Source organism: Micromonospora fiedleri, assembly GCF_016774385.1.
Lineage (GTDB): Bacteria > Actinomycetota > Actinomycetes > Mycobacteriales > Micromonosporaceae > Micromonospora > Micromonospora gifhornensis.
The window spans coordinates 609618-631402 of record NZ_JAETXL010000004.1; the positions used below are offsets into that span (position 1 = coordinate 609618).

General features: G+C 70.1%; 20 protein-coding genes. 8 read left to right on the forward strand and 12 right to left on the reverse strand.

The features are described from left to right. Window positions 1–237 precede the first annotated feature (237 nt). Entirely contained in the window at window positions 238–1119 is an 882-nt protein-coding gene (locus tag JMF97_RS13800; RefSeq protein WP_203221901.1) for a hypothetical protein, read from the reverse strand. A 255-nt stretch (window positions 1120–1374) separates the two neighbouring features. Here JMF97_RS13800 and JMF97_RS13805 point away from each other — a divergent pair, with 255 nt between their 5' ends. From JMF97_RS13805 to JMF97_RS13825, 5 genes are all read left to right on the forward strand, one after another. After that, complete coding sequence (locus JMF97_RS13805; RefSeq protein ID WP_203221902.1) at window positions 1375–2229, forward strand: SDR family NAD(P)-dependent oxidoreductase; 855 nt, start codon at window positions 1375–1377, stop codon at window positions 2227–2229. A 161-nt stretch (window positions 2230–2390) separates the two neighbouring features. Next, complete coding sequence (locus tag JMF97_RS13810; RefSeq protein WP_203221903.1) at window positions 2391–3581, forward strand: LLM class flavin-dependent oxidoreductase; 1191 nt, start codon at window positions 2391–2393, stop codon at window positions 3579–3581. Beyond that, window positions 3578–4051, forward strand: a complete 474-nt coding sequence (locus JMF97_RS13815) for a MarR family winged helix-turn-helix transcriptional regulator (RefSeq protein WP_203221904.1) — start codon at window positions 3578–3580, stop codon at window positions 4049–4051. The genes JMF97_RS13810 and JMF97_RS13815 overlap by 4 nt, the downstream gene beginning before the upstream one ends. After that, window positions 4048–4809, forward strand: coding sequence for a CE1759 family FMN reductase (locus tag JMF97_RS13820; RefSeq protein ID WP_203221905.1), 762 nt, complete (start codon window positions 4048–4050; stop codon window positions 4807–4809). The genes JMF97_RS13815 and JMF97_RS13820 overlap by 4 nt, the downstream gene beginning before the upstream one ends. Window positions 4810–4865: 56 nt before the next feature. Continuing rightward, window positions 4866–5654: a spermidine synthase gene (locus tag JMF97_RS13825; RefSeq protein WP_203221906.1), complete on the forward strand. Its 789-nt coding sequence runs from the start codon at window positions 4866–4868 to the stop codon at window positions 5652–5654. A gap of 20 nt (window positions 5655–5674) precedes the next feature. Here JMF97_RS13825 and JMF97_RS13830 read toward each other — a convergent pair whose 3' ends face one another. Beyond that, window positions 5675–6316 carry a response regulator transcription factor gene (locus tag JMF97_RS13830; RefSeq protein WP_203221907.1) on the reverse strand — a complete coding sequence of 214 codons (642 nt, stop codon included), beginning with the start codon at window positions 6314–6316 and terminating at the stop codon, window positions 5675–5677. A 197-nt stretch (window positions 6317–6513) separates the two neighbouring features. Here JMF97_RS13830 and JMF97_RS13835 point away from each other — a divergent pair, with 197 nt between their 5' ends. Then, a complete protein-coding gene (locus tag JMF97_RS13835; RefSeq protein WP_203221908.1) occupies window positions 6514–7740 on the forward strand; it encodes a putative manganese transporter in 1227 nt (408 codons plus the stop codon). A gap of 38 nt (window positions 7741–7778) precedes the next feature. Here the strand turns inward: JMF97_RS13835 and JMF97_RS13840 are convergent, their stop codons facing one another. The 4 genes from JMF97_RS13840 to JMF97_RS13855 all read right to left on the reverse strand — a co-directional run bounded on the left by JMF97_RS13840 (window position 7779) and on the right by JMF97_RS13855 (window position 10958). Continuing rightward, window positions 7779–8381 carry a TetR/AcrR family transcriptional regulator gene (locus tag JMF97_RS13840; protein ID WP_203221909.1) on the reverse strand — a complete coding sequence of 201 codons (603 nt, stop codon included), beginning with the start codon at window positions 8379–8381 and terminating at the stop codon, window positions 7779–7781. Window positions 8382–8421: 40 nt separating this feature from the next. After that, window positions 8422–9108 (reverse strand): ABC transporter ATP-binding protein, encoded by a 687-nt coding sequence (locus JMF97_RS13845; RefSeq protein WP_203221910.1) that lies wholly within the window; start codon window positions 9106–9108, stop codon window positions 8422–8424. Further along, window positions 9105–10235, reverse strand: a complete 1131-nt coding sequence (locus JMF97_RS13850) for an ABC transporter permease (protein WP_203221911.1) — start codon at window positions 10233–10235, stop codon at window positions 9105–9107. The genes JMF97_RS13845 and JMF97_RS13850 overlap by 4 nt, the downstream gene beginning before the upstream one ends. 96 nt (window positions 10236–10331) lie before the next feature. Beyond that, on the reverse strand, window positions 10332–10958 hold the full coding sequence (locus tag JMF97_RS13855) for a mycothiol-dependent nitroreductase Rv2466c family protein (protein ID WP_203222007.1): 627 nt from the start codon (window positions 10956–10958) through the stop codon (window positions 10332–10334). A gap of 540 nt (window positions 10959–11498) precedes the next feature. Here JMF97_RS13855 and JMF97_RS13860 point away from each other — a divergent pair. Continuing rightward, entirely contained in the window at window positions 11499–13034 is a 1536-nt protein-coding gene (locus JMF97_RS13860; protein WP_203221912.1) for a non-reducing end alpha-L-arabinofuranosidase family hydrolase, read from the forward strand. Window positions 13035–13109: 75 nt separating this feature from the next. On the opposite strand, the gene JMF97_RS13865 is transcribed toward JMF97_RS13860, so the two are convergent. The 6 genes from JMF97_RS13865 to JMF97_RS13890 form a co-directional block, all read right to left on the reverse strand. Then, a complete protein-coding gene (locus JMF97_RS13865; RefSeq protein WP_203221913.1) occupies window positions 13110–13979 on the reverse strand; it encodes a manganese catalase in 870 nt (289 codons plus the stop codon). A gap of 93 nt (window positions 13980–14072) precedes the next feature. Continuing rightward, window positions 14073–15197, reverse strand: a complete 1125-nt coding sequence (locus JMF97_RS13870; RefSeq protein WP_203221914.1) for a carboxylate-amine ligase — start codon at window positions 15195–15197, stop codon at window positions 14073–14075. Next, window positions 15184–16968, reverse strand: a complete 1785-nt coding sequence (locus JMF97_RS13875) for an N-acetylglutaminylglutamine amidotransferase (protein ID WP_203221915.1) — start codon at window positions 16966–16968, stop codon at window positions 15184–15186. Before JMF97_RS13875 ends, JMF97_RS13870 begins: the two co-directional genes overlap by 14 nt. Window positions 16969–17089: 121 nt before the next feature. Further along, the gene (locus JMF97_RS13880) at window positions 17090–18103 is read right to left on the reverse strand and encodes a right-handed parallel beta-helix repeat-containing protein (protein ID WP_203221916.1); all 1014 of its coding nucleotides are present in this window, start codon (window positions 18101–18103) and stop codon (window positions 17090–17092) included. A 1-nt stretch (window position 18104) separates the two neighbouring features. Beyond that, window positions 18105–19184, reverse strand: a complete 1080-nt coding sequence (locus tag JMF97_RS13885; protein ID WP_203221917.1) for a hypothetical protein — start codon at window positions 19182–19184, stop codon at window positions 18105–18107. Then, on the reverse strand, window positions 19181–20836 hold the full coding sequence (locus JMF97_RS13890; protein ID WP_203221918.1) for a hypothetical protein: 1656 nt from the start codon (window positions 20834–20836) through the stop codon (window positions 19181–19183). The genes JMF97_RS13885 and JMF97_RS13890 overlap by 4 nt, the downstream gene beginning before the upstream one ends. Window positions 20837–21025: 189 nt before the next feature. Here JMF97_RS13890 and JMF97_RS13895 point away from each other — a divergent pair, with 189 nt between their 5' ends. Continuing rightward, window positions 21026–21706, forward strand: coding sequence for a hypothetical protein (locus tag JMF97_RS13895; RefSeq protein WP_203221919.1), 681 nt, complete (start codon window positions 21026–21028; stop codon window positions 21704–21706). Window positions 21707–21785 lie beyond the last annotated feature (79 nt).

A 21785-nucleotide genomic window follows, 5' to 3' on the forward strand; every position in this document is an offset into this window, starting at 1 on the left:
GGTGTGGCATTTACCGGAACAGGTCGGCGCAGGCCGTCGGGTCGGCGGCCGCAAAGCCCTCCCGGAACGCCTGCACCCGGGCGAAACCGGACGGGAGACTGCGGTCGTCGACATCGGCGGCGATCAGGTTCTCTGGTGTGCTTGCCGGCCGTTCTGGTCAGGAGGCCGGGCACCACAAACGGATGTGCCGGCCCGCGCGAGGCGGAGCCGGCACATCCGGTGAAGCAGCGAAAGGGGTCAGCCGAAGAGGACGGAGGCGACCGTGTCGTCGAAGTTGATCGAAGCGAGGTCGGCGACGTCGCCGTCCACCACGACCGAGCGGCCGGTGCAGTTCGGCCCGGACCAGAGCTTGAGCGAACCCGACGTGATCAGCGAGGAGGCGACGCCGGCCCGGCCGACGTCTCGGCAACCGCTGCCGGCGACCCCCTGGGACGGGCCGAGGTCGTTGAAGTTGGCGTCGTCGAAGAGGATGACGCTGGTCGCCGGTGGAACGTTCGGCCCACCGTCCTGCGGGGCGTCCGCACCGCCGGCCTTCTGACCGTTCGGGGTGATGCCGAACCAGGTGCCGCCGACGCCCTGTCCCAGGGTTTCACCGGGCTGGGTGTCGCGAGCGAACCGGTACACCGGCCAGCCGTCGATGGTGACCTGAAGTCGGCCGTCGTTCCGCAGTACGGTGCCGATCGCGGACTGCTCGACGCCGGCGACGAAGATCGTGCCGCCGGGGGCGATGGTCACCGGGGGCCAGGTGGCCGCGCAGTCGCCGTTGCAGTTCGACTTCGACGGCTTGTTGCTGTCGTTGTCGAAGCGGTAGAGGGTCAGCCGGGCGCCGTTCACCACGACCGGGTCGAGGTCGCCGGCTCTGCTCGCGGTGAGCTGAACCCACTTCGCCGCGGCCCGGGCCACCGCACCCTTCGGCACGCCGCCGTTCGGCACCGCCCAGTCCCCGGTGTCGGCGGGGGAGTTGTTGGCTCTGGCGGTGCCGGTGAGCAGTGAGAGCCCGGCAGCGCCCTCGCCGGGCACCGTAGCGGGAGTGGTCTCGCCCTGCCCGACGGCGGTGGGCTGCGGGGCGGGGGTGCTCGGGGTCGAGTCGCAGGCGGCCAACGCGGCACCGACCGCCATCAGCACAACAATGGACAAAGCACTCTTTCGCGACACTGAACTCTCCGTTTTCTCCTGGTTTAAGCGCTTCCAAAGCCGCTCGGCATCTACACGCAGCCAGACTGAAAACGGTTCAGGGTCTCGGCGTCGGCTCGTGGCTGAGCCGAGAAGGCCGACCGACGACCGTCATCCGAAATACATGACGAGTCATGAATGTTGGGGGGAGTGCCGGTCCACCACGGATCGGCACAACGAATCGGGGAAGGGGTGCTCGCCATGTCTGAGCTTCGGACCGTCGCTGTCACCGGTGCCGCGAGCGGCCTGGGGCGTGAGCTCGCGCTGCAGTTCGCCGCGGTGGGTTACACGGTCTACGGGACCGCGCTTTCGATGGAGGAGGCCGGCGGCCTCGCGGACGAGCCGGGCGTCAACCTCAGCATCGTCGATGTCGCCGACGATGCGGCCGTCCGTGCCTGGGCGGACGAGGTTGCCGAGGCCGTGGGCGACCATGGCCTGGACATTCTGATCAACAACGCCGGCATCCTCACCCCGGGCCCGCTGGAGGTGCTGCCCATCGCGGAGATACGCCGGGAGTTCGACGTCAACGTCTTCGGCACCATCTCGGCGACCAATGCCTTCCTGCCGTTGCTGCGCACCGCCCGCGGGCGGATCGTGCTGATCGGCGCGATGACCGGTCGCTTCCCGTTGCAGTTCAACGGACCATCGAGCGCGACAAAGGCCGCGCTCGAAGCGATCGCCGACGTCTACCGCAACGAACTGCGTCCCTTCGGGGTCGACGTGGTGATCGCCCAGGCCGGAAACATGCTCACCGGCGGACCGGCCAAGACCGCCGCGGCGCTGGACCGCGTCACCGAGAGCTTCACAGCGCAGCAGCGAGATCTGTACGGGGAGAACTTCGCCGCCTTCAAGGACGCGCTCAACAGCATGCAGGGTTCCGGGCTGCCTGCCGTGGACGCGGCGGCCTGGGTGGTCCGCCTCGCCACCGAGGAACCTGCCCCCAGCCGGGCACCGGTCGGGCAGGACGCGGTGGAGATCCTGCGCCGGGTCGCGAGCGACACCGACGAGCAACTCGACGCGCTGCGCGCCGAACTGCTGGGTGCCCGCGTCGCCTGAGCCCGGCCTGCCGTCGCCGGGGCGGTGGACGACCCTGCCCACCGCTCCGGCAGCACCGTCCTGGCCTCAGCCGCACCGGCCGTCGAAATACATGACTTGTCATGTACGTTGAGGTCGGTGGGCACGCCGTCAGACCTCACCAACCCCGGAAAGGCATCACCATGCAGTTCGGCATCTTCTCCGTCAGTGACGTCACCCGGAACCCGGTCACCGGCACCACACCGAGCGAGGCGGAACGCATCGACGCCATGACCCGGATCGCGGTCCAGGCCGAAGAGGTCGGCCTGGACGTCTTCGCGATCGGCGAGCACCACAACCCGCCGTTCTTCTCCTCGTCCCCGGCGGCCTTCCTGGCCCACGTCGCCGCGCTGACCAAGCGGATCATCCTCTCCACCTCGGTCACCTTGATCACCACGAACGATCCCGTGCGCATCGCCGAGGAGTACGCGATGGTCCAGCACCTGGCCAAGGGCCGGCTGGATCTCACGCTCGGCCGAGGCAACACGGTTCCCGTCTATCCCTGGTTCGGTCAGGACATCCGTCAAGGGCTGCCGCTGGCCCTCGAGAACTACAACCTGCTGCACCGGCTGTGGCGGGAGGACGTCGTGGACTGGGAGGGCACGTACCGCTCGGCGTTGCAGGGCTTCACCTCGACCCCTCGGCCGCTGGACGACGTACCGCCCTTCGTCTGGCACGGCTCGATCCGTACGCCGGAGATCGCCGAGCAGGCCGCCTACTACGGCAACGGCTTCTTCGCCAACAACATCCTGGCCCCGACCGGGCACTTCCTGCCGCTGGTCAACCTCTACCGGCGGCGCTTCGCCCACTACGGGCACGGCACCGAGGAGCAGGCGATCGTCGGGCTGGGCGGTCAGGCCTTCATCGCCCGCAGGTCGCAGGACGCCTTCCGCACCTTCCGCCCGTACTTCGACGAGGCGCCGGTCTACGACCACAGCATCTCCCTGGAGACGTACGCCGAGCGCACCCCGCTGAGTGTCGGCAGCCCGCAACAGGTGATCGACAAGACGCTCGGATTCCAGGAGATGTTCGGTGACTACCAGCGCCAACTCTGGGTCATGGACCACGCCGGCATGCCGCTGAAGATGGTTCTCGAACAGCTCGACCTGCTCGGCGAGGAGGTCGTCCCGGTGCTGCGCAAGGAGATGGCGTCGCGTCGCTCCCCGCAGGCCGCCGAGGCACCCACCCACGAGCAGCGGGTCCGGCAGAAGTACGGCGACGAGCAGCCGCGGCAGCCGCGACCCAACGCCAACCGCGGTGACAACGTCACGGGCACCTCGCCCTACCAGGACAGCGACCCCGCGACGCCCGCCGTCTACCCGGTGATCCGGTGAACGCCGAGGAGCGGCTGGCGAACGAGGCCTGGGAGAGCCTTTTCCGGGCCCAGGTCCTCCTCGCCCGCCGGTTCCTGGCCGACGACATCTGGCACGAGCTCACGCCCAACGAGTACGACGTCCTCTACACGCTGAGGAAATCGCCGCAGGGCATGAGCATGACGGAGATCAACCGCGGCATCCTCATGACCCAGGCCGGGGTGTCGCGGTTGTGCAGCCGGCTCGTGCAGCGCGGACTTGTCGCTCGCGACTGCGACCCCCGTGACCGCCGTGCGTCCGTACTCACGCTTACCGAGAAGGGTGCCGCGCTCCAGCGGGCCGTCGGCGCCCGTCACGCCCAGGCGGTCACGTCGGCCATGACGGGCGCACTCACCCCGGCCCAGCTCACCGAGCTGCGGGCCCTCACCCAGCAGGTCATCGACCGGATCGACCCCGGCCCCACCCGACACGACAGTCAGGACTCGGCATGACCTTCGAGCCCTCGCACACCCCGGCGACCTCCGCGCCCGGACACACCGACCCCGACGACACCGCGCCCCGCCGCATCGTCGTGGTCAACGGTGGTACGAGCGTGCCCTCGTCCTCGCGTCGGCTCGCCGACCGCATCGCGCAGAAGACCCTCGACCGGCTCGCTGCCCGTGACATCGAGGCCACCGTCACGATCATCGACCTCGGGCCGCTCGCCGGTGAGATCGCCAGCGCCATCGTCAGTGGTCACCCGCAAGGTGACCTCCTCACCGCGATCCAGACGCTGGCCGGCGCCGACGGCGTGGTCGTCACCACGCCCGTCTACAAGGCCGGCATGAGCGGGCTGCTGAAATCCTTCGTGGACGTGCTCGACAACGACCTGCTCATCGCCACACCCATCGCGCTCGGCGCCACTGCGGGCACCTCGCGGCACGCCCTGGTGATCGACGATCAGCTGCGTCCGCTCTTCGCCTTCATGCGGGCCCTGCCGGTCCCGACCTCGGTCTTCGCCGCCCCCGAGGACTGGGGAGACACCTCCCTCGGGCGTCGGATCGACCGCACGGCCGCCGAGTTGGCAGCGCTGGTGGCGAGCTCCGTCCGCAGCGCCATCACCGACCAGAGTTGGGACAGCTACCAGCACACCTGGGGTGGAAACGCCCGGCCGAGCAGCGGCCCGCAGGAGATCGACTTCAACACCGACCTCATGCGGCTCGCGACCGGCGGGTCGATCCGGGCCGGCCGCGAGACCGGCACCGCCTGAGGCGGTGCCGGCGGGCCGGCAGAGCAGCTCGGGCGGGTCGGTTAGCCTGCCTGGTCATGGGGGCATCCGACGACGACCGGCTGGAACTTGTCGTCGATCCGGTCCGGCCCACCGGGCGTACGCTGCTGGCCGGCGGTGTGGAGCAGTCGTACGTCGATCTCGTCGATCCCACGTACCTGCACTTCGAGTACGTCCGGCGGATGGCCGCCGTGGCCGATCTCGCCGCGCCCGCCGGTCGGCCGCTGGACGTGCTGCACCTCGGCGGCGGCGCACTGACGCTGCCGCGCTACCTCGCCGCCACCCGGCCCAGCTCGGCGCAGCTGGTCGTCGAGCGGGAACAGGCCGTGGTCGACCTGGTGACACGCGAGCTGCCGCCCGTCCCGGGCGGCGTCGAGATCCACGTCGCCGACGCGCGGGACGCGGTCGCCGAGGCACCCGCCGGGGCGTACGACCTGGTGCTCGCCGACATCTACCGGGCGGCCCGGATGCCGCCGCACGTGGCGACCGTGGCGTTCGCCGCCGAGGTCGCCCGGGTGCTGCGACCGGACGGCATCTACCTGGTCAACGTGACAGACCTGCCGCCGTTGGTCCTCGCCCGGGTGCAGGCGGCCACCCTGCGGGCGGTCTTCGCCGACGTCTGCGTCGTCGCCGACCGCCGGATGCTGCGCGGCCGGCGGTACGGCAACGTGGTCCTCGCGGCGGCGCTGCGCCCGGACCGACTACCCGTGGCGCGCCTGGTGGTACGGGCACTGCGTGATCCGCTGCCCGGCGGCGTGCTGCACGGGCCGGCGCTCGACACGTTCATCGCCGGTGCCCGCCCGCGTACCGACGACGTCGAGCGATGAGACCTGCCGGGCGTGACCGGTCAGTCGTCGAGCAGCCCCGCATGGCCGGCGAGGGCTGCGGCCTGGGCGCGGTTGGAGACCCGCAACTTGCGCAACAGCGCGGCCGACATCCGCTTCACGGTCCGGTCGGAGACGTGCATCTGATCGGCGATCTCCAGGGTGCTCCGGCCGGCGGCGATGGATCGGAGCAGGGCACGCTCCGCCTCGTCGAGGCTGACGGGCGGGAACCGGGCGGGTCGCAGCAACGTGCTCAGCAGTTGCGTCGGCATCACCGCCCAGCCGTCCAGGACCGCCAGCAGTGGGGGGAGCAGCTTCTCCGGCTCGGCGCTCTTGGGCACGTACGCCCCGGCGCCGGCCTCCAGCGCCTGTAGCGGCGAACTCAGGTCCTCCGCGTCGGACATGGCCACGATGCGGACCTGTGGCGTGGTCCGTCGGATCGCCGCCACGGCTCGGATCCCTCCCGGCGCCGGCATGTGCAGGTCGACCAGGGCCAGGTCAGGTACGCACCGGCGGACCAGCGAGGCCGCCGCCGCGGCGTCGGCGGTGAAGCCCACCACCTGCGCCCGCCCATCGGTGGCGGCAGGAAGGAGCAGTTCGAGGCCGCGAGCGAAGATCGGCTGGCCGTCGACGACTGCGACCCGGATGGGGGAACAGTGTGACATGTTCGCTCCTTCCCGGTTAACGAGCCATCATGCGCATTCGTACCGAAGGCGATCCCGGACCGTGACTGGACCGGATGACCCAGCGGGGTCGCCGAATGGCCCATAAGGGCCAGCGTCCGGGGAAGTGCCGTGGCGTACCTGCTGCGGCCTGAAGCAGCACATCCCCCGCAGGCCGTCTGTCGCCTGGAGGTGTGTTCATGGCCGAAATCGTCCTGCGTCCGATCGCTGACGCGTTCATGCAGGTTGGTGTCTACGTCGCGGTGATGGTGGCGCTCTTCGGTTGGCTGCGCTGGCGCTACGGAGACCGGGTCACCGACGGGCTGACCCGGCATCGGCGGTTCGGGCCGATGGTCGGAGCGCTGCTGGGGGTGAGTCCCGGCTGCGGTGGCGCGATCATCCTCATGCCGCTGTACGCCCGGGGCAAGGTGTCGTTCGGCACGGTGATCGCTGCCCTGGTGGCGACCATGGGCGATTCCTCGTGGGTGGTGATGGCCTGGAATCCGATGTTCGCGCTCAAGATCCACACGTTGCTCTTCGTGGTCGGTCTGATCACCGGGTACGTGGTGGACGCGCTCGGCATCGACCCGGCACGTGCGGTACGCCGGACACCCGCCGTGGTGGCCGTGCCCGCCGGTTCCGCGGCACTGACCACGCCCGTCGGCTCCGGGGTCGGCGGTGCTGGTTCCGGCGGTTCTGGGGTCGGCGGGTCCGGGTCCGGCGGGTCTGGGGCCGTGCCGGTCGGAGGCGGTGGCGGCCTGGTTGCGGTCGGGGTGCCCGACCTGGCCGGTTCACGACGGTTGCTCGGTGGCGTGCTGCCGCAGATGTCGGCGTCCACGATCTTCTGGGGCTTGACCGTGCCGGCCTTCGCCGTGTCGGTACCGGTGCTGTTCCAACTGATCGACCCGGCGATGCTGACCCGGGCACTCGGTGGGGTCGACCCGTACCTGGCGCTCGGTGTGCTCGGCACCCTGCTCGCCACGCTGATCTTCGCCGCCGGTCGCGGACGGCTGGCGGACGACAACCTGGAGACCGCGCACCCGCAGTCGATCGGGGCGACCCTGCGGCACAGCGCCCACGAGGCGTCCTTCATCACCGTCTGGGTGGCGGTGGCGTACCTGGCCTGGCAGGTGGTCACCAGCACCACCGGATTCGACGGTTCGCAGATCGCGCTCGGTGGGCTGCTGGGTGTGCTGGTCGGCGCCGGCATCGGCCTGATCCCCGGCTGCGCGGTGCAGATCGTCTTCACCGGCCTGTACGTCAGCGGGGGACTGCCGCTGCCGACCCTGGTCGCCAACGCGATAAGTCAGGACGGCGACGCGTTGATCCCGCTCGCCGCACTGCGCCGACACTCCGCGTTGATGGCCACGGTCATCACCACCATTCCGGCGGTGGTGGTCGGATCGGCCCTGCTGCTCCTGCTCTGACCAGCGCGGCCCGTGCCTCGGCCGGGGCCGGTGGGGCGTCAGTCCTGCGGACCCAGGCCGAGGTACGGGCCGAGCAGCCGGCGTAACCGGGCGAGCGTGACGTCTGCGGTCCTCCTCGCCTGCGTGCGGACGGTGGCGCCGACGTCCTGGGACGCCCGCACGATGAGGGAGTCGATCAGCTCGGCCATCGTCTCCGGCTCCGGCTCACCGAACTCGGCGAGCGCCTGCCGCAGGGGCCCCTGGAGTTGGGCGTGGAACTCCTCCAGCGGGCCCTGCAACACGCGCGGTTCCACCACCCGGGTGAGGGCCCGGGCCACCGCCTGCTCGGAGCTTGCGAACAGGTCGACGTTCGCCACCACGTACGCCCAGATGCGGGTGCCCGGCGTCGGCGCCGCCGTCACCCGCTCCAGAACCTGGCCCGCCCACGTCGGGAAGACGTCCGCGACGACGGCGGCGAGAAGGTCCTCGGCGGAGGCGAAGTACTGGTAGACGCTGGAGCGGGCGAGCCCGGCGCGGCGTCCGATCGCCGCCATGGAGGGCGCCTGCTCGGTCTCGGCCAGCAGAGCGCGTGCCGCGTCCAGCAGGGCACGCCGTTGTCGGGCGTGGTGCTCGGCGACGCTGGCCGCCTGGATCCGCGGCACGCGCTCCTCCTCGTCTGGCTAACTGGTCCGGGCGGTGACCTCAGACCGCGGCGTTGCTCTCGGCGGGCAACAGCCTGCCGTCGATCATCTCAAGCACCCGGTCGCAGTGGTGCAGCACCTCGTGGTCGTGGGTGACCATGACGGTGGCGACCCCGTGCTCGTGCGCCTCGCGGGCCAGGAGCGCGACGACGTCCTGGCTGCGCTGGCGGTCCAGCGCCGCGGTCGGCTCGTCCACCAGGAGCACCTGCGGGCGGGTGACGAGTGCCCGCGCGATGCCGACCCGCTGCCGTTCGCCGCCGGAGAGCTGGTGCGGGCGTCGGTCCGCCTTGTGCGACATGCCGACCTCGGCCAGCAACTCCCGGGGGTCACGCGGGTTGGCGACCTTGCCGAAGGTCAGCGGCAGCCGTACCTGGTCCAGGCTGGTGAGCGAGGGGATCAGGTTGCCGCTCTGGAACACGAAGCCGATCCGCTCCCGACGGATCGCGGTGAGCCGGCGCGGCGACTGCACGCTGAGGTCGAGGTCGTTGAGCCGGATCGTGCCCGAGGTGGGGCTGATGAGCGCTCCGCAGACCGCCAGCAGGCTGGACTTGCCGGCGCCGGAGGGGCCGACGATCGCGACCAGTTCGCCCGCCTCGACCTCCAGGTTGACCTTGTCGAGGGCGGTGACGGTGTCTTCGCCGTCGCCGTGGATCAGAGTGACGTCGGACAGGGACAGCATGGCGGTCATCGGTTGCCTCCGAGCGCGGTGAGCGGGTCGACGCGAGTGATGCGCAGGACGGCCACGGTGGCACCGACGACGCCCAGGATGAGCAGCAGAGCGGTGGCGACGGCGATGGGTGCGGCCTCCAGCACGAACGGCATGGGGCTGGCCGAGATGCCGATGCCGGCTGCCACACCGATGCCGACGCCGACCCCGGCGGAGAGGACGAGGAGCACCACCGACTGGAGCAGGCTGTCCCGGAGCAGGTAACGGGTGCTGGCACCGAGCGCCCGGATCACGGCGATCTCCTGCTTGCGCTGCACGGTGAGCACGGTGAAGAACGCGCCCACCACGAGGGCCGAGATGGCGTAGAGGAAGACCTGAATCAGCTGGAGCGTGGAGGTCTCGGCGGTGTAGCCCGGCGAGGCGCCGAAGGACTGCTCCAGGGTCATCGAGGTCGTGCCGGCGGCCTTGTCACCGGCCGCCAGGTCGACGTCGGCACCGTCGGAGGCGCGTACGGCGACCGCGGTGATCTCGTTGTAGATGCGCTCGGGTGCGGCGTCGCCGGACCGTACGCCTGCCTTCACTTCCTGCCACGAGCGCAGCGGGAGGTAACCGATGTCGACGTGGCCGAAGGTGTGCTGCTCGCCGAGGATGCCCACCACCTTGAGGGGGGTCCCGGCGGGTTCCAGGGTGATCGTGTCGCCCACCGAAATGCCCAGCTCGGCGGCGGTGGAGCTGATCACCACCTCGCCTTCGCCGGCCAGGCGCTGACCCTCGGCGACGGCCGGGTCGAGGAAGGAGCCGACCTCGACGCCGAAGAGGGCGAGGTCGACCTCGATGCCCTGGTTCGTCCGACCGTTGGCGAGGGTGTTGCCCAGTGGTGCCGCCTCGGCAACACCGTTCTGGGCCGCCCAGGTGTCGACGGCTGAGGTCTCCACCACGCTGCGGGAGAAGGCGGAGTCCTTGGCGACCTCGTGCTGGAAGGCCAGCGAGGTCACGGGGAGACGTTTCAGGCCGGAGACTCCGTCGTTGACCAGACCGACGGAGAGTCCGCTCAGCAGTACGGTGAGGATCGCGATGAGCGCGACGACGACGCCCATCAGGGCGAATCGACCGCGGGCGAAAGTAAGTTCGCGTATGGCGAGGAACATGGGCTCACCGCATCCGATAGGTAGCCGACAGCATGTCGGCAAAGATACCGACGCCCTGTCGAGAAGATGGCGTCAGGGTGGATGCTGTAAGGGAGCTCACGCAGAGTGAGGGGTGACCTCGCCGAATTGCGGTTCGGCGTGTGATCGCCCCTTCAATTCGTGAAAGCCGGGCATCGCGGCGACGAGTACGACGCCGTCCCAGAGCCGGCCCGCCTCCTCGCCCCGCGGAATCCGGGAGATCACCGGGCCGAAGAAGGCCATCGGATCTCCGCCGTCGCCGATGGTGCTGATGATCGGAGTGCCGACGTGATCGCCGAGCAGGGCGACACCTTCCGCGTGTGACGCGCGGACCGCATCGTCGAACTCGGTGGTGTCGGCCGCCGTCGCCAGGTCGGTGGGCAGGCCCGCGTCGGCCAGCGCGTCGGCGAACTCGACCCACTGCCCGCCCTGGTGAACCCGAATACCGTACGCGGTGAAGAATCGTGCCAGCCCGGCCTGGCCGTACCGCCGCTCGACGGCCGCGCAGATGCGCACCGGTCCCCAGAGGTAGCCCTCCGTGTCGCCTTCCGGATCGACTTCCCGGTGCTCGTTGAGCACCGACAAACTCATCACGTGCCAGCGGATGTGCAGCTGTCGCACCGTCGCGGCCTCGACCAGCCAGCGCGACGTGATCCAGGTGTACGGGCAACTCGGGTCGAACCAGATATCCACCTCGCGGGTCATCGACGTCCCTGTCCCTTCAGGCATGCGGCCGGTCAATACCAAATCTCCTGCACGGAAGTCTTTTGTTCGCCAGTCCGCGCGACCGCGCTGGTGCGCTGCAAGGCGAGTCTCTGCCCGGCCGGGTTCGGTACGCCTTTCCCGGGCAGGCGCGGCGGCGACCGAATCATGCGTAAACGCCGATGTTAGCGCCATCAGGCAGCCTGCTGCGGGCGGTCCGTCCTGGACTGTGGCGGTGGGCAGGGCGATGCCTGCGCAGCGACGGTTCGGCACTGGCCGCGCCCGGGTTCCCGGCGCGGCCGGTCTCCGTGAAACCACCAAGTTACGGCTTGACGAACGGCATGTTATCGCCCACATTCGATGTTCAAGGGTGATGACGCCGGAGGTTCACCGGGCAGGCCTGTGTCGTCGGATCTTGGTTCAGGCGTGCGCCAGGGCATGCGGACGCCACTGTTAGCGCTAACACGTCACGGCTCGGTCGCTGCGCGTCGTGGTGTGACCGTCCTGGGCCGTTCGGGGTCCTGGTCATCTTGAAGGAGGATCATGTCTGCCTTTGGTAGATCTGAATTGCTCGCGCCGCCGTCGCGTCGGCGTGGGCGGTTGCTGCGCGTCGTCGCGGCCGGCGTGGCGGCGGTGGTGGGCGGTGTCACCGCCGTAGCGGTGACGTCGACCCCGGCCGCCGCGGCGACAGTGGACACGAACGCGTGGTACGTGCTGCTCAACCGCAACAGTGGCAAGGCGTTGGACGTGTACAACCTGGCCACCAACGACGGAGCGCGGATCACCCAGTGGACGCGTAACAACGGCAATCAGCAGCAGTGGCAGTTCGTCGACTCGGGTGGCGGCTACTACCGCCTGAAGTCGCGGTTGTCGGGCAAGGTGCTGGACATCTACAACTGGTCGACCGCCAACGGTGGCAGCATCGTGCAGTGGACCGACCACAACGGGACCAATCAGCAGTTCCGGCTGGCCGACTCCGACGGTGGCCATGTCCGGTTGATCAGCCGGCACAGCAACAAGGTGGTGGAGGTGCAGGGCGCCTCGACCGCTGACGGTGGCAACATCGTGCAGTACGACGACTGGAACGGCGCCAACCAGCAGTGGCAGCTCGTCCGCGTCGACGGGGGCAACAACCCCGACCCGACCCCCACCACCCCGCCGCCCGGTGGCACCTGCAACTTGCCGTCGTCGTACCGGTGGTCGTCGACGGGCGCGCTCGCGCAGCCCCGTGCCGGTTGGGTGTCGCTGAAGGACTTCACGCACGCCCCGTACAACGGTCAGCACCTGGTCTACGCGACCACGCATGACACGGGCACGACGTGGGGTTCGATGAACTTCGGGTTGTTCTCGAACTGGAACCAGATGGGTTCGGCCAGCCAGAACCAGATGCCGTTCGCGGCTGTGGCGCCGTCGTTGTTCTACTTCGCGCCGCGCAACATCTGGGTCCTCGCTTACCAGTGGGGTGGGCCGGCGTTCTCGTACCGGACGTCGACGAACCCGGCGAATGTGAACAGCTGGTCGGCGCATCAGACCCTGTTCACCGGCAGCATCTCGAACTCGGGGACCGGGCCGATCGATCAGGCGTTGATCGGTGATGACCAGAACATGTACCTGTTCTTCGCCGGTGACAACGGTCGGATCTACCGGGCGAGCATGCCGATCGGGAACTTCCCGGGCAGCTTCGGGTCGAACTACACGACGATCATGACGGACACCACGAACAACCTGTTCGAGGGTGTGCAGGTGTACAAGCTTCAGGGTCAGAACCGGTACCTGATGCTGGTGGAGGCGATCGGGTCGCAGGGCCGGTACTTCCGGTCGTTCACCGCGACGAGTCTGGGTGGGACGTGGACGCCGCAGGCCGCGTCGGAGAGCAACCCGTTCGCGGGTAAGGCCAACAGCAACGCGACCTGGACCAACGACATCAGCCACGGCGAGTTGATCCGCTCCAACGCCGACCAGACGATGACCGTTGACCCCTGCAACCTGCAACTGCTCTACCAGGGCCGTGCCCCGAACTCCGGCGGCGACTACGGCCTGCTGCCCTACCGTCCGGGCGTCCTCACCCTGCAACGCTGACCAGGTGACACCGTCCCACGACGAATGACGTGAAAGGCGGGCGGGCTCGGCAATCAGCCGAGCCCGCCCGACACGTCAGGTGACCTTGCTCTCGACCTTGTTCATCACACCCTGCACCATCCCCGGGTCGGTCCCGTACAGGCGTGGGTCGCCCGGAGGCAGGACGGGTTCCGGTGCGTGCGCCCGAGGGCTGTTGTCGTAACGGAACTCTCCCCTGCCGTCCGGCGCCGGTCCGGATGCCCAGCGACCCTGGCCGGCGTCGCCGTCCGGGGAGAAGTCGAGGTACGTGTAGCTGAACTCCTCGGTGAAATCCGGGGAGTCGGGGAAGGCTTCCGGCACCGGCATGGCCTCCAGGCCGTCCTCCTTGAGCTGCTCGATGGCCGCCATCCACATGTTCTGGTGCATCGTGTCGCGGGCCAGCAGGAAGCGCAGCATCTGCTTGACGCCGGGGTCGTCGGTCATGTTGAACAGGCGGGAGACCTGCAACCGGCCCTGGGCCTCGGCGGTGACGTTGAGCTGGAAATCGGCCATCAGGTTGCCGCTCGCGGTGACGTAGTTGCCGTTCCACGGCACGCCCACGCTGTCGACCGGCATCGCGCCTCCACCGCCGTGGATGAAGTGCGCCGGGTTCGAGCCGCCGTAGATCGCTCCCACCATCGGGTTGCCGTCGGCGGCCTCCGCCAGGGACAACGGCGCGTGCTCCAGCAGCCGGGTGATCATCGTGGCGATCATCTCGACGTGGCCCATCTCCTCGGTGCCGACATCGAGCAGCAGGTCCTTGTACTTACCGGGCAGCCGACAGTTCCAGCCCTGGTAGAGGTACTGGTTGGCAACTGTCATCTCGCCCCACTTGCCGCCCAGGACCTCCTGCAGCCGGCAGGCGAAAGCGGCGTCCGGCCCGTCCGGTCTGGCCTCGAACTGAAGGTTCTTGATGTGGCTGAACACCCGGCCTCCTCGTCGTAGAACGCTGTCGAGGTGCCTTCCCGCCCTGGTGGCATCCGTGGGCCATCCGGTGGCCCGTCCGGGCCAACCTCCAGGTCAACCCGCGACCGTCTGGGCGATCAGGTGTTGCAGCACCGCCTGGACGTCGCCGTCGGTGCCGGCCATGACCCGACGCTGCCGGGTCGCTCCGGTGCCCTCCCGGCGCAGTCGGTCGACCTGTCGCCGTACCAGGTCGAGATCGTCGTAGCGGGCCAGTGCGGGCGTGATGGTGTCGAGCAGGGCGTTGACGAGTTCCCAGGCGGGCCGGGCACCGCCGCCGAGCAGGTCGACGAGCACCCCGTCGATCCCGTCGTGGGCGGCCCGCCAGTGCGCGGCCGCGACCAGGCAGTCCCGGATCCGTACGGGCGGTACGCCGTCGCGTACCCGGTCGATCATCGTGACGACGAGCGCCCGGACCAGTGCGGCGACCAGGACCGTGTCGTCCACGGACGGGCAGACGTCGCCGACCCGGACCTCGACGGTGGGGTACTTGGCCGACGGCCGGGCGTACCAGTAGACCATCGCGGCGTCGAGCATGATCCCGGCCGTGATCAACTCCTGCACCGTGGCGTCGTAGTCGGCGACCGAATCGAAGTGCGGGGTGGGCCCGATGCTCGGCCAGCGTTCCAGTTGCATGGACCGCCAGCTGTGGTGGCCGGTGTCCCGACCGTCGTACAGCGGCGAGTTGGCGGTCAGCGCCTGCACCACCGGCAGCCAGGGACGCAGATGGTTGCAGACCTGCACGGCCAGTTCCCGGTCCGGCACCCCGACGTGCACGTGGCAGCCACACACCGCCGGGTCGTGCGCGACCGGCCCGAAACGGCGGGACATGGCGTGGTACCGCTGCTCGTCCGGCACCGTGAGATGGGCTTCGCAGATCGGCGTTGCCCCCACCGCCACCAGCCGTGCCCCGGCCGCCGACGCCGCCTCGGCGGCCGCGCGCCGCAGGGTGATCAGATGCTCGCGCAACTCCGTCAGGTCGGCACAGACCGGGGTGACCATCTCCAGCATGCTGTGCCGGAACTCCTGCCGACTCTGTGTGCGAGCGGTGCCGGACAGCGCGTCGAGCACCTGCTCGGCGACCGGCAGACTCTCCCCGGTCTCGGGGTCCAGCAGCAGGAACTCCTCCTCCACCCCCAGGGTGAGGCGGTCCTGCTCGACCCCGCGACTACTCGACGCCATGGGTCTGGAGCCAGAGTTCGAGCAGGCCGAGCTGCCACAGCTTGTTGCTGCCGGCCGCCGCCTGGGCCGCCTGCGGATCGGCGAGCAAGCGTTCGACGTACTCGGGTCGGAACAGGGCACGCTGCCGGGCGGCCGGCGCGTGCAGCGCCTCGACGACCAGTTCGCGGACCGGCCCGTCGACGTTGCGCAACGCGGGCACCGGGAAGTAACCCTTGGGCCGGTCGATCACCTCCGCCGGCAGGACCTGCCGGGCGACCTCCTTGAGGACGCCCTTGCCGCCCTGGGCCACCTTGTGCTCCGGAGGGCAGGCGGCGGCGAGCATGACCAGGTCCTGGTCGAGGAAGGGCGTACGCACCTCCAGCCCCCAGGCCATGCTCATGCTGTCGACCCGCTTCACCGGGTCGTCGGGCAGCATACGGTGGGTGTCCAGTCGCAGGACGGCGTCCAACGCGGTGTCCGCGCCGGAAGCGGCCAGGTCGGCGTCGACCAGGTCACCGCTGGCATCGTCGACGAGGGCGTACGCGGGACCGACGACCCCCGCCAACTCCGCGTGCTCGTGGTCGAAGAACGCCTCCGCGAACGCCCCGGCGGTCTGGTGCCGGGGCACCTCGGCGAACGGCTGGTGATAGCCGTACCCGGCGAACACCTCGTCCGCGCCCTGGCCGGACTGTGCCACCTTGACGTGCCGCGCGACCTGCTCGGAGAGCAGGTGGAAGGCGACCACGTCGTGGCTGCCCATCGGCTCGGTCATCGCCTCGATCGTCCGGCGTACCGCCGGCACCAGGTCGTCGTTGGCGAGCTGGATGCGTTGGTGGTCGGTGTCGAAGGCGCGGGCCACCAGGTCGGAGTAGTGGAACTCGTCGCCGGCCTCGCCACCCCGGCTGTCGAAGCCGATGCTGAAGGTACGCAGGTGCTCCTGCCCCGCCTCGGCGAGCAGCGCCACGATGAGACTGGAGTCGAGCCCACCGGAGAGCAGCACACCGACCGGCACGTCGGCGACGAGTCGCCGGGCCACGGCCGTACGCAGCGCGTCGCCGATCGCGTCCTGCCAGTCCCGGGCGTCCCAGTCGCGGTGGGCGGGTTGCCGGACGTAGTCGGGCCGCCAGTAGACCCGTTCCCGGCTGTGCCCGTCGGCCTCGACCACCCGCACGGTCGCCGGTGGCAGCTTCCGCACCCCGCGCAGGATGGTCCGCGGCGCGGGCACGATCGAATGCCAGGACAGGTAGTGGTGCAGGGCCACCGGATCGACGTCGGTGTCCACCTCACCGGCGGCGAGCAGCGCCGGAAGGGTCGACGCGAAGCGCAGCCGGCCGGCCGTCTCGGCCAGGTAGAGGGGTTTGATGCCGAGCCGGTCCCGGGCCAGCACCAGCCGCCGTCGCGCCCGGTCGACCAGGCCGACGGCGAACATGCCCACCAGGTGGTCGACGAAGTTCTCACCCCACTGGGCGTACGCCACCAGGATCACCTCGGTGTCGCTGGTGGAGTGGAAGGTGTGCCCGGCGGTCCGCAACTCCTTGCGTAGCTGCGGGTAGTTGTAGATGCAGCCGTTGAACACCAGGGCCAACCCGAGGTCTTCCCGCACCATCGGTTGGCTGCCGGCCTCGGACAGGTCGATGATGGTCAACCGTCGATGCCCGAGGGCCACCCAGTCGTCACTCCACCGGCCCGTGCCGTCCGGCCCTCGGGACTGCATCGCCTCGGTCATCCGAGTCACCGCGGCAGCGTCCGGGCTCGTACCGTCGAACCTCGCCTCTCCACTGATCCCGCACATGCCTCCCCCTAGCTAGCCATAGGTCAGCGAACACGCGCTCGGAGCAGCGGCTGACCTTGACCGTATGCGGCCCGGAGGGGCGACCGAGCCTAGATCGGTGAGGAGGAATATCGAGCGTCCATCACGCTTTGCCCCGCAGGTCGACACGGATGTTGTCGAGGAGCACCCCGGACGCCTGCTCGACGACGACGGGGGTCCGCGAGCGGAGCGGGTCCTTCGCGCCGATGACCGGCAGCGGCACCAGGGTGCAGTCCGTCACCACCACGTCGCGGTACTCCAGCACCCGCACCGAATGGTCGACCTCGCTGCGGCCCCAGCCCGCGATCCGGATCGCGTACAACGGGCCGTTCCAGGACACCCGCGCCTCCGACACCCGGATCCGTTGCCCGATGGCATTGTCGTCGCCGACGTGGAAGCGGTCGGTGTTGTCGCCCGGCAGCAACCGGAAGCCGATCTCGACGTCCGACAGGCGGGCCCGCTGCACCGACACGTCGTGCACCGAGCTGAGATAGAAGCCCTCGAAGGCGTCGCTGACCACCAGATCCTGGATGTCGATGTGGTGAGGGTGGTACGACGGCCCGCTGATCGAGCTGACACTGTCGCCGACCGCACCCCAGTGCACCGCGATGCCGGTGCAGCCACCCACGATCGACACGTCCGTGAGGGTGAGGTGGCGTACCGCCCCGACGAGCGCGATGCAGTTGGCGGCCCGGGTGTCCGGGCGCTCCACCCGTACCCGGCGAAGCTGGATCCCCTCGATCCACTCCGCCTCGGCGGGGTAGAGGTAACTGCCGACGGTGATGGCGGTGCCCCGGTCCCCGCCGTGTTCGCCGGGGGAGACCGGCGGCGGTCGGAACCCGATGTCCTGGATCGTCACCTGGGAACCGAGCACGTGGACGATCGGCTGGCCGTCCGAGGCGGACGAGGTCAACCAGGTTCGTACCGGCCCGTCGTGCCGGGGCGCGCCGGCCAGGGTCCAGCCCGCACCGACGACGATCCCGCCGTCGAGCGGGAAGGTGCCCGCCGGCAGGTGCAGTGTCCCGCCCGCATGGTCGGCCAGGAGGCGTTCGATCGCCTGCCGATTGGCCGCCGGGTCGGCGCCGAGCGGCACGTCGTGACGGTCGGTCGCGGGCATCTCAGCACTCCACTTCGGTGACCTGGCAGGCGATCTCCGACACTCGTGGTCGTACCGTCTCGGCCGCCGGGTCGGTCAGCCCGAGCAGCACCGGCCCCGCAGTGGCCCGCTCGACCAGCACGTCGAGCACGTCCGGTGCGACCGTCGTCGTACGCACCGGGCAGTCGGTGCCGTCGAGGAGATGCGTGGCGCGTACGACCAGGCGGTCGGTCTCCGGTGCTCGGGTGAACGGTGACGCCTCGAACAGGGCGTACCCCGCTCCCCGCTTGGCCACCCGGACCGCCTTCAGCACGGTCTGGCCCTGCTGACGACGCAGCCAGGGCCGGGTGGGATGGCGGAACGCCGCCGGCGGCACCGAGGCGACGGTGGTGCGCAACCGGCAGCGTACGGTCGGGTCCGGCGCGTTGACCACGACGAACCGGGACCGGGCGGGTCCCTCGGTGTGTCCCTTCGCCCCCACCAGACCACCGGCGCTGATCAGGCCGGCGAGCTGCGCCGACGCCCCGGTCAGCGGCGGCCCGCCCGGGCCGTCGCCGCCCTCGATCGCGGTCACCTCGACCTGGTTGATCCGTACGCCGACCGCCGCCAGCGGGCTGAGCGCCGGGGCCGCCCACGGCGGCAACGTGGCGTCCGCCAGCTCGATGATCAGCAGATCGTCGACGCCCATCTCCTGCGCGGCCAGGTCGAACTCGACCCAGGCGTGGGCCTCCACCATCCGCAGCCGCCCACGCTGACGGCAGATCAGCGCGGCGGCCCGGGCCACCCCCTGGGCCCGGACCATGATCAGCCGAGGCAGTTCCCGCATGCCGCGGCCGGGCACCACGGCGCGGGACCAGGCCGCCTGCGTGGCGCCGTCCACGTGCAGATCGACCCGTACCCGGATCGGCCGCCCGCCGCTGCGCACCTTGAGCATGACCGCACCGGAGTCGCCCTGGACCCGCCCGACGATGGCCGCGCCCCGGGTGAGCTGGTCGGCGACCAGCACCTCGGGGTCGCCGCCGCTGGTGAACACGGCGGGCAGTTCGCGCGGCGCGGCCGGCTCGTCGAACTCGGTGGCGAACCGGGCACCCGTCGCTGTCACCGCTGCCCTCCGGGCCGGTGCAGGTCCGTGCGGGTCAACACCGGCTCGCGGCGGTTCCACATCCGCTCCACCGCCTCGAACAGCGGATCGGCGTCGCTCTCGATGTGCCGGAACGCGACCTGTACGGATTTGAGCAGATGGTCGGCGGGCCAGACCTCCCACTGCGGCACCTGCGGGGTGAACAGGTCGGTGGCGCTGCGGTAGAACCACAACCACAACCGGGCCCGCTCGACCTGCTCGGCGGAGATCAGCTCCTCGCCGCTGCCGAGCGCGCCGATCGCCGAGTCCAGGGCCTTCCAGTACGTCTCCGGGTCGTGCACGACGGTGGACAGGCCGCACTCGCTCCACTCGGACCAACCCGCCTGAATCACCGGGATGCCGTACGCGGGCAGCTCGTTGCTCACGCTGCCCCGCACGGTCACACCGAGGTCGACCAGGCTCCACAACCCGTTCTTGCTCAGATCCTTGCTGGGCTGGAACACCATGTGCCGGTGCCGGGCGTACCGGGCGGCCACCGACTCGAAGAAGCCGGTGCTGTCGTACCGGAACTGGCTCGGATGATCCTGGAACAGCCACTGCACCTGCGTCGCGGTGCTCGCGAACCGGGCCGTCTCCTCGAACCAGTCGGCCAACGTGGGGAAGGACTGGTGGTTGGTGCCGGGCGCGTCGGAGACGGCGTGGTTGAACACCGCCACCATCGGCCGCGCCGGGTCGAAGCCCAGACGCGCCGCGAAATGGGTACGCAGCCGGGCCCGCTCCGCGCTGTTGTTGATGTCGACCGAGGCGCTGGCCCCACCCCGCCACCAGCTCGGGCGGCCCAGGTTGACCTTCGAACGCCAGGCCACCAACTCCGCGTTGCGGCGTACCTCCTCGCGTCGGGACCAGACCCGCTCGGCGAAGAAGGTGCCGATCTGCTGGGTGAGTTCACCCCGGAAGGTGTGCTGGCCGGTGTCGGTCTCGGGAAACAGGGCGTACGCCTTCAGGCACCCGGTCTGCTGGGTGTGCACGACCGGCACCCCGGCGCGCCGGGCGGAGTCCACCGCCAGGCCCCAGTGGTCGTAGTCGACGTGGCTGGTCACCAGCGCCACCACCGACTCGTCCCCCAGCAACGCGTCGTACGCCGACGAGATGGCCCGGGCCAGCGCCTGCCGCCGCTGGTAGCGCGGGTCGGCGGTGGGATCCTCGGGCGGTCGGGGACGCTTGGTCACCCGGCAGTAGGTGGCGCTGACGAACTCCGCAAGCGTCTGCTCGCTGATCGCCGGTCCGGGGCGCAGCGGCCTGCCGAACAGCTCCAGCCGTACCTCGCTGGGCGTGGCGGACCGGGCCGGCCCGTCGACCAGGCGGTACAGGTCGATGACCTCGCTCGCGCCGTACGCCTCGGCGAGCCGCCGGACCAGCTGCACGTCGAACTCGGTCCAGAGCGCGTCGTGCCACATCTGCTCGACCCCGGTGACGACGACGAGCTGCGCGGGGACGATCCGGCGGATCGCGTTGGCCACCGCCAGGTTCCGCAGAGCCACCCGGATGTCCTGGTGGAACACCTCGACGACCAGGTACCGCTCGGACGACGTGGATCCCAGGTTCTTGCGCCAGTACACCGAGGCGGCGTCGAGGAACCCGTCGAATGCCTTCTTGTCAGCTCTGAGCCACACCCGAGACCCGTCCTCACCCCGTAACGGCAACCAGCGTCGGGACTGTACGGTCCGGTTACGCACGGCAGCCGAACAGCCGGTGACCAGCCGGTGAAGACCTGTCGTCCCCGTTCGGGGGAGCGTTTCGAGCCGTGATTTCCCGACGATCGGGGAGGCACCGGCTGGCGGCCCGCTGGCATGCTCGCGGGTATGGCGAATCCGGACCAGAAGCCGACCGATCCGGCCGATGCTGACCCCCGTGGCGGGGCAGTCAGGTGGGGTGCGCCGCTGGTGCTCGCGGCGGCGGTCGGAATGCTGCTCGTGGCGACCCCGTGGTGGGGAGTGGACGGTCTCGACGAGACCTCCAGCCCATGGCTCGTGGATCTGGAACGGTTGGTGCTCGGGCTCGCGAATTTCGCGGCGGTGGCGGCGGTCGCGTTGTCCCGGTACCGGCTCGGGGTGGCCTGCGTGGTGGCGACCGTCCCGTGGGTTCTCTCGCCGTTGCTGGGTGCGGTCGCCTGGGCATGGTGGGCGGCCGTGCTGGCCGTGCTCGGGATCGCTGTCCTCGACGGTGCGCGGCGGCTCTCCCTCGCGATGGCGGCCCTGGCCGTCACGCTCGCGGTGGTGTACTGCACCAGCGGGATGTACTGGCAGGTGCCGATCGTCGGAGCGGTCAACCTCTACTCCCGTGAGCCGGATCGGTGGCTCGACGAGACGCGCCTGATCTACCTTGCGTTCTATCTGGGCGCGGTGGGCGCGGTCGTGCTGCTCGCCGCTGTACTGCGCCGACGTCGCGCCGCTCGCCTGAGATCGATCGCCGCCACCCGTGGGGCGGCAGCCGCACCCATACCGCCTGCGGCCGAGTCGCCGGAGGTGGCCGGGCCGGGGTGATCGACTCCGTTTCGCCGAAACGGCGGCATCCCGCCGGCGCGGATCCCGCCATTTCGCCGAAACGGCGGGCCAGCAGAAC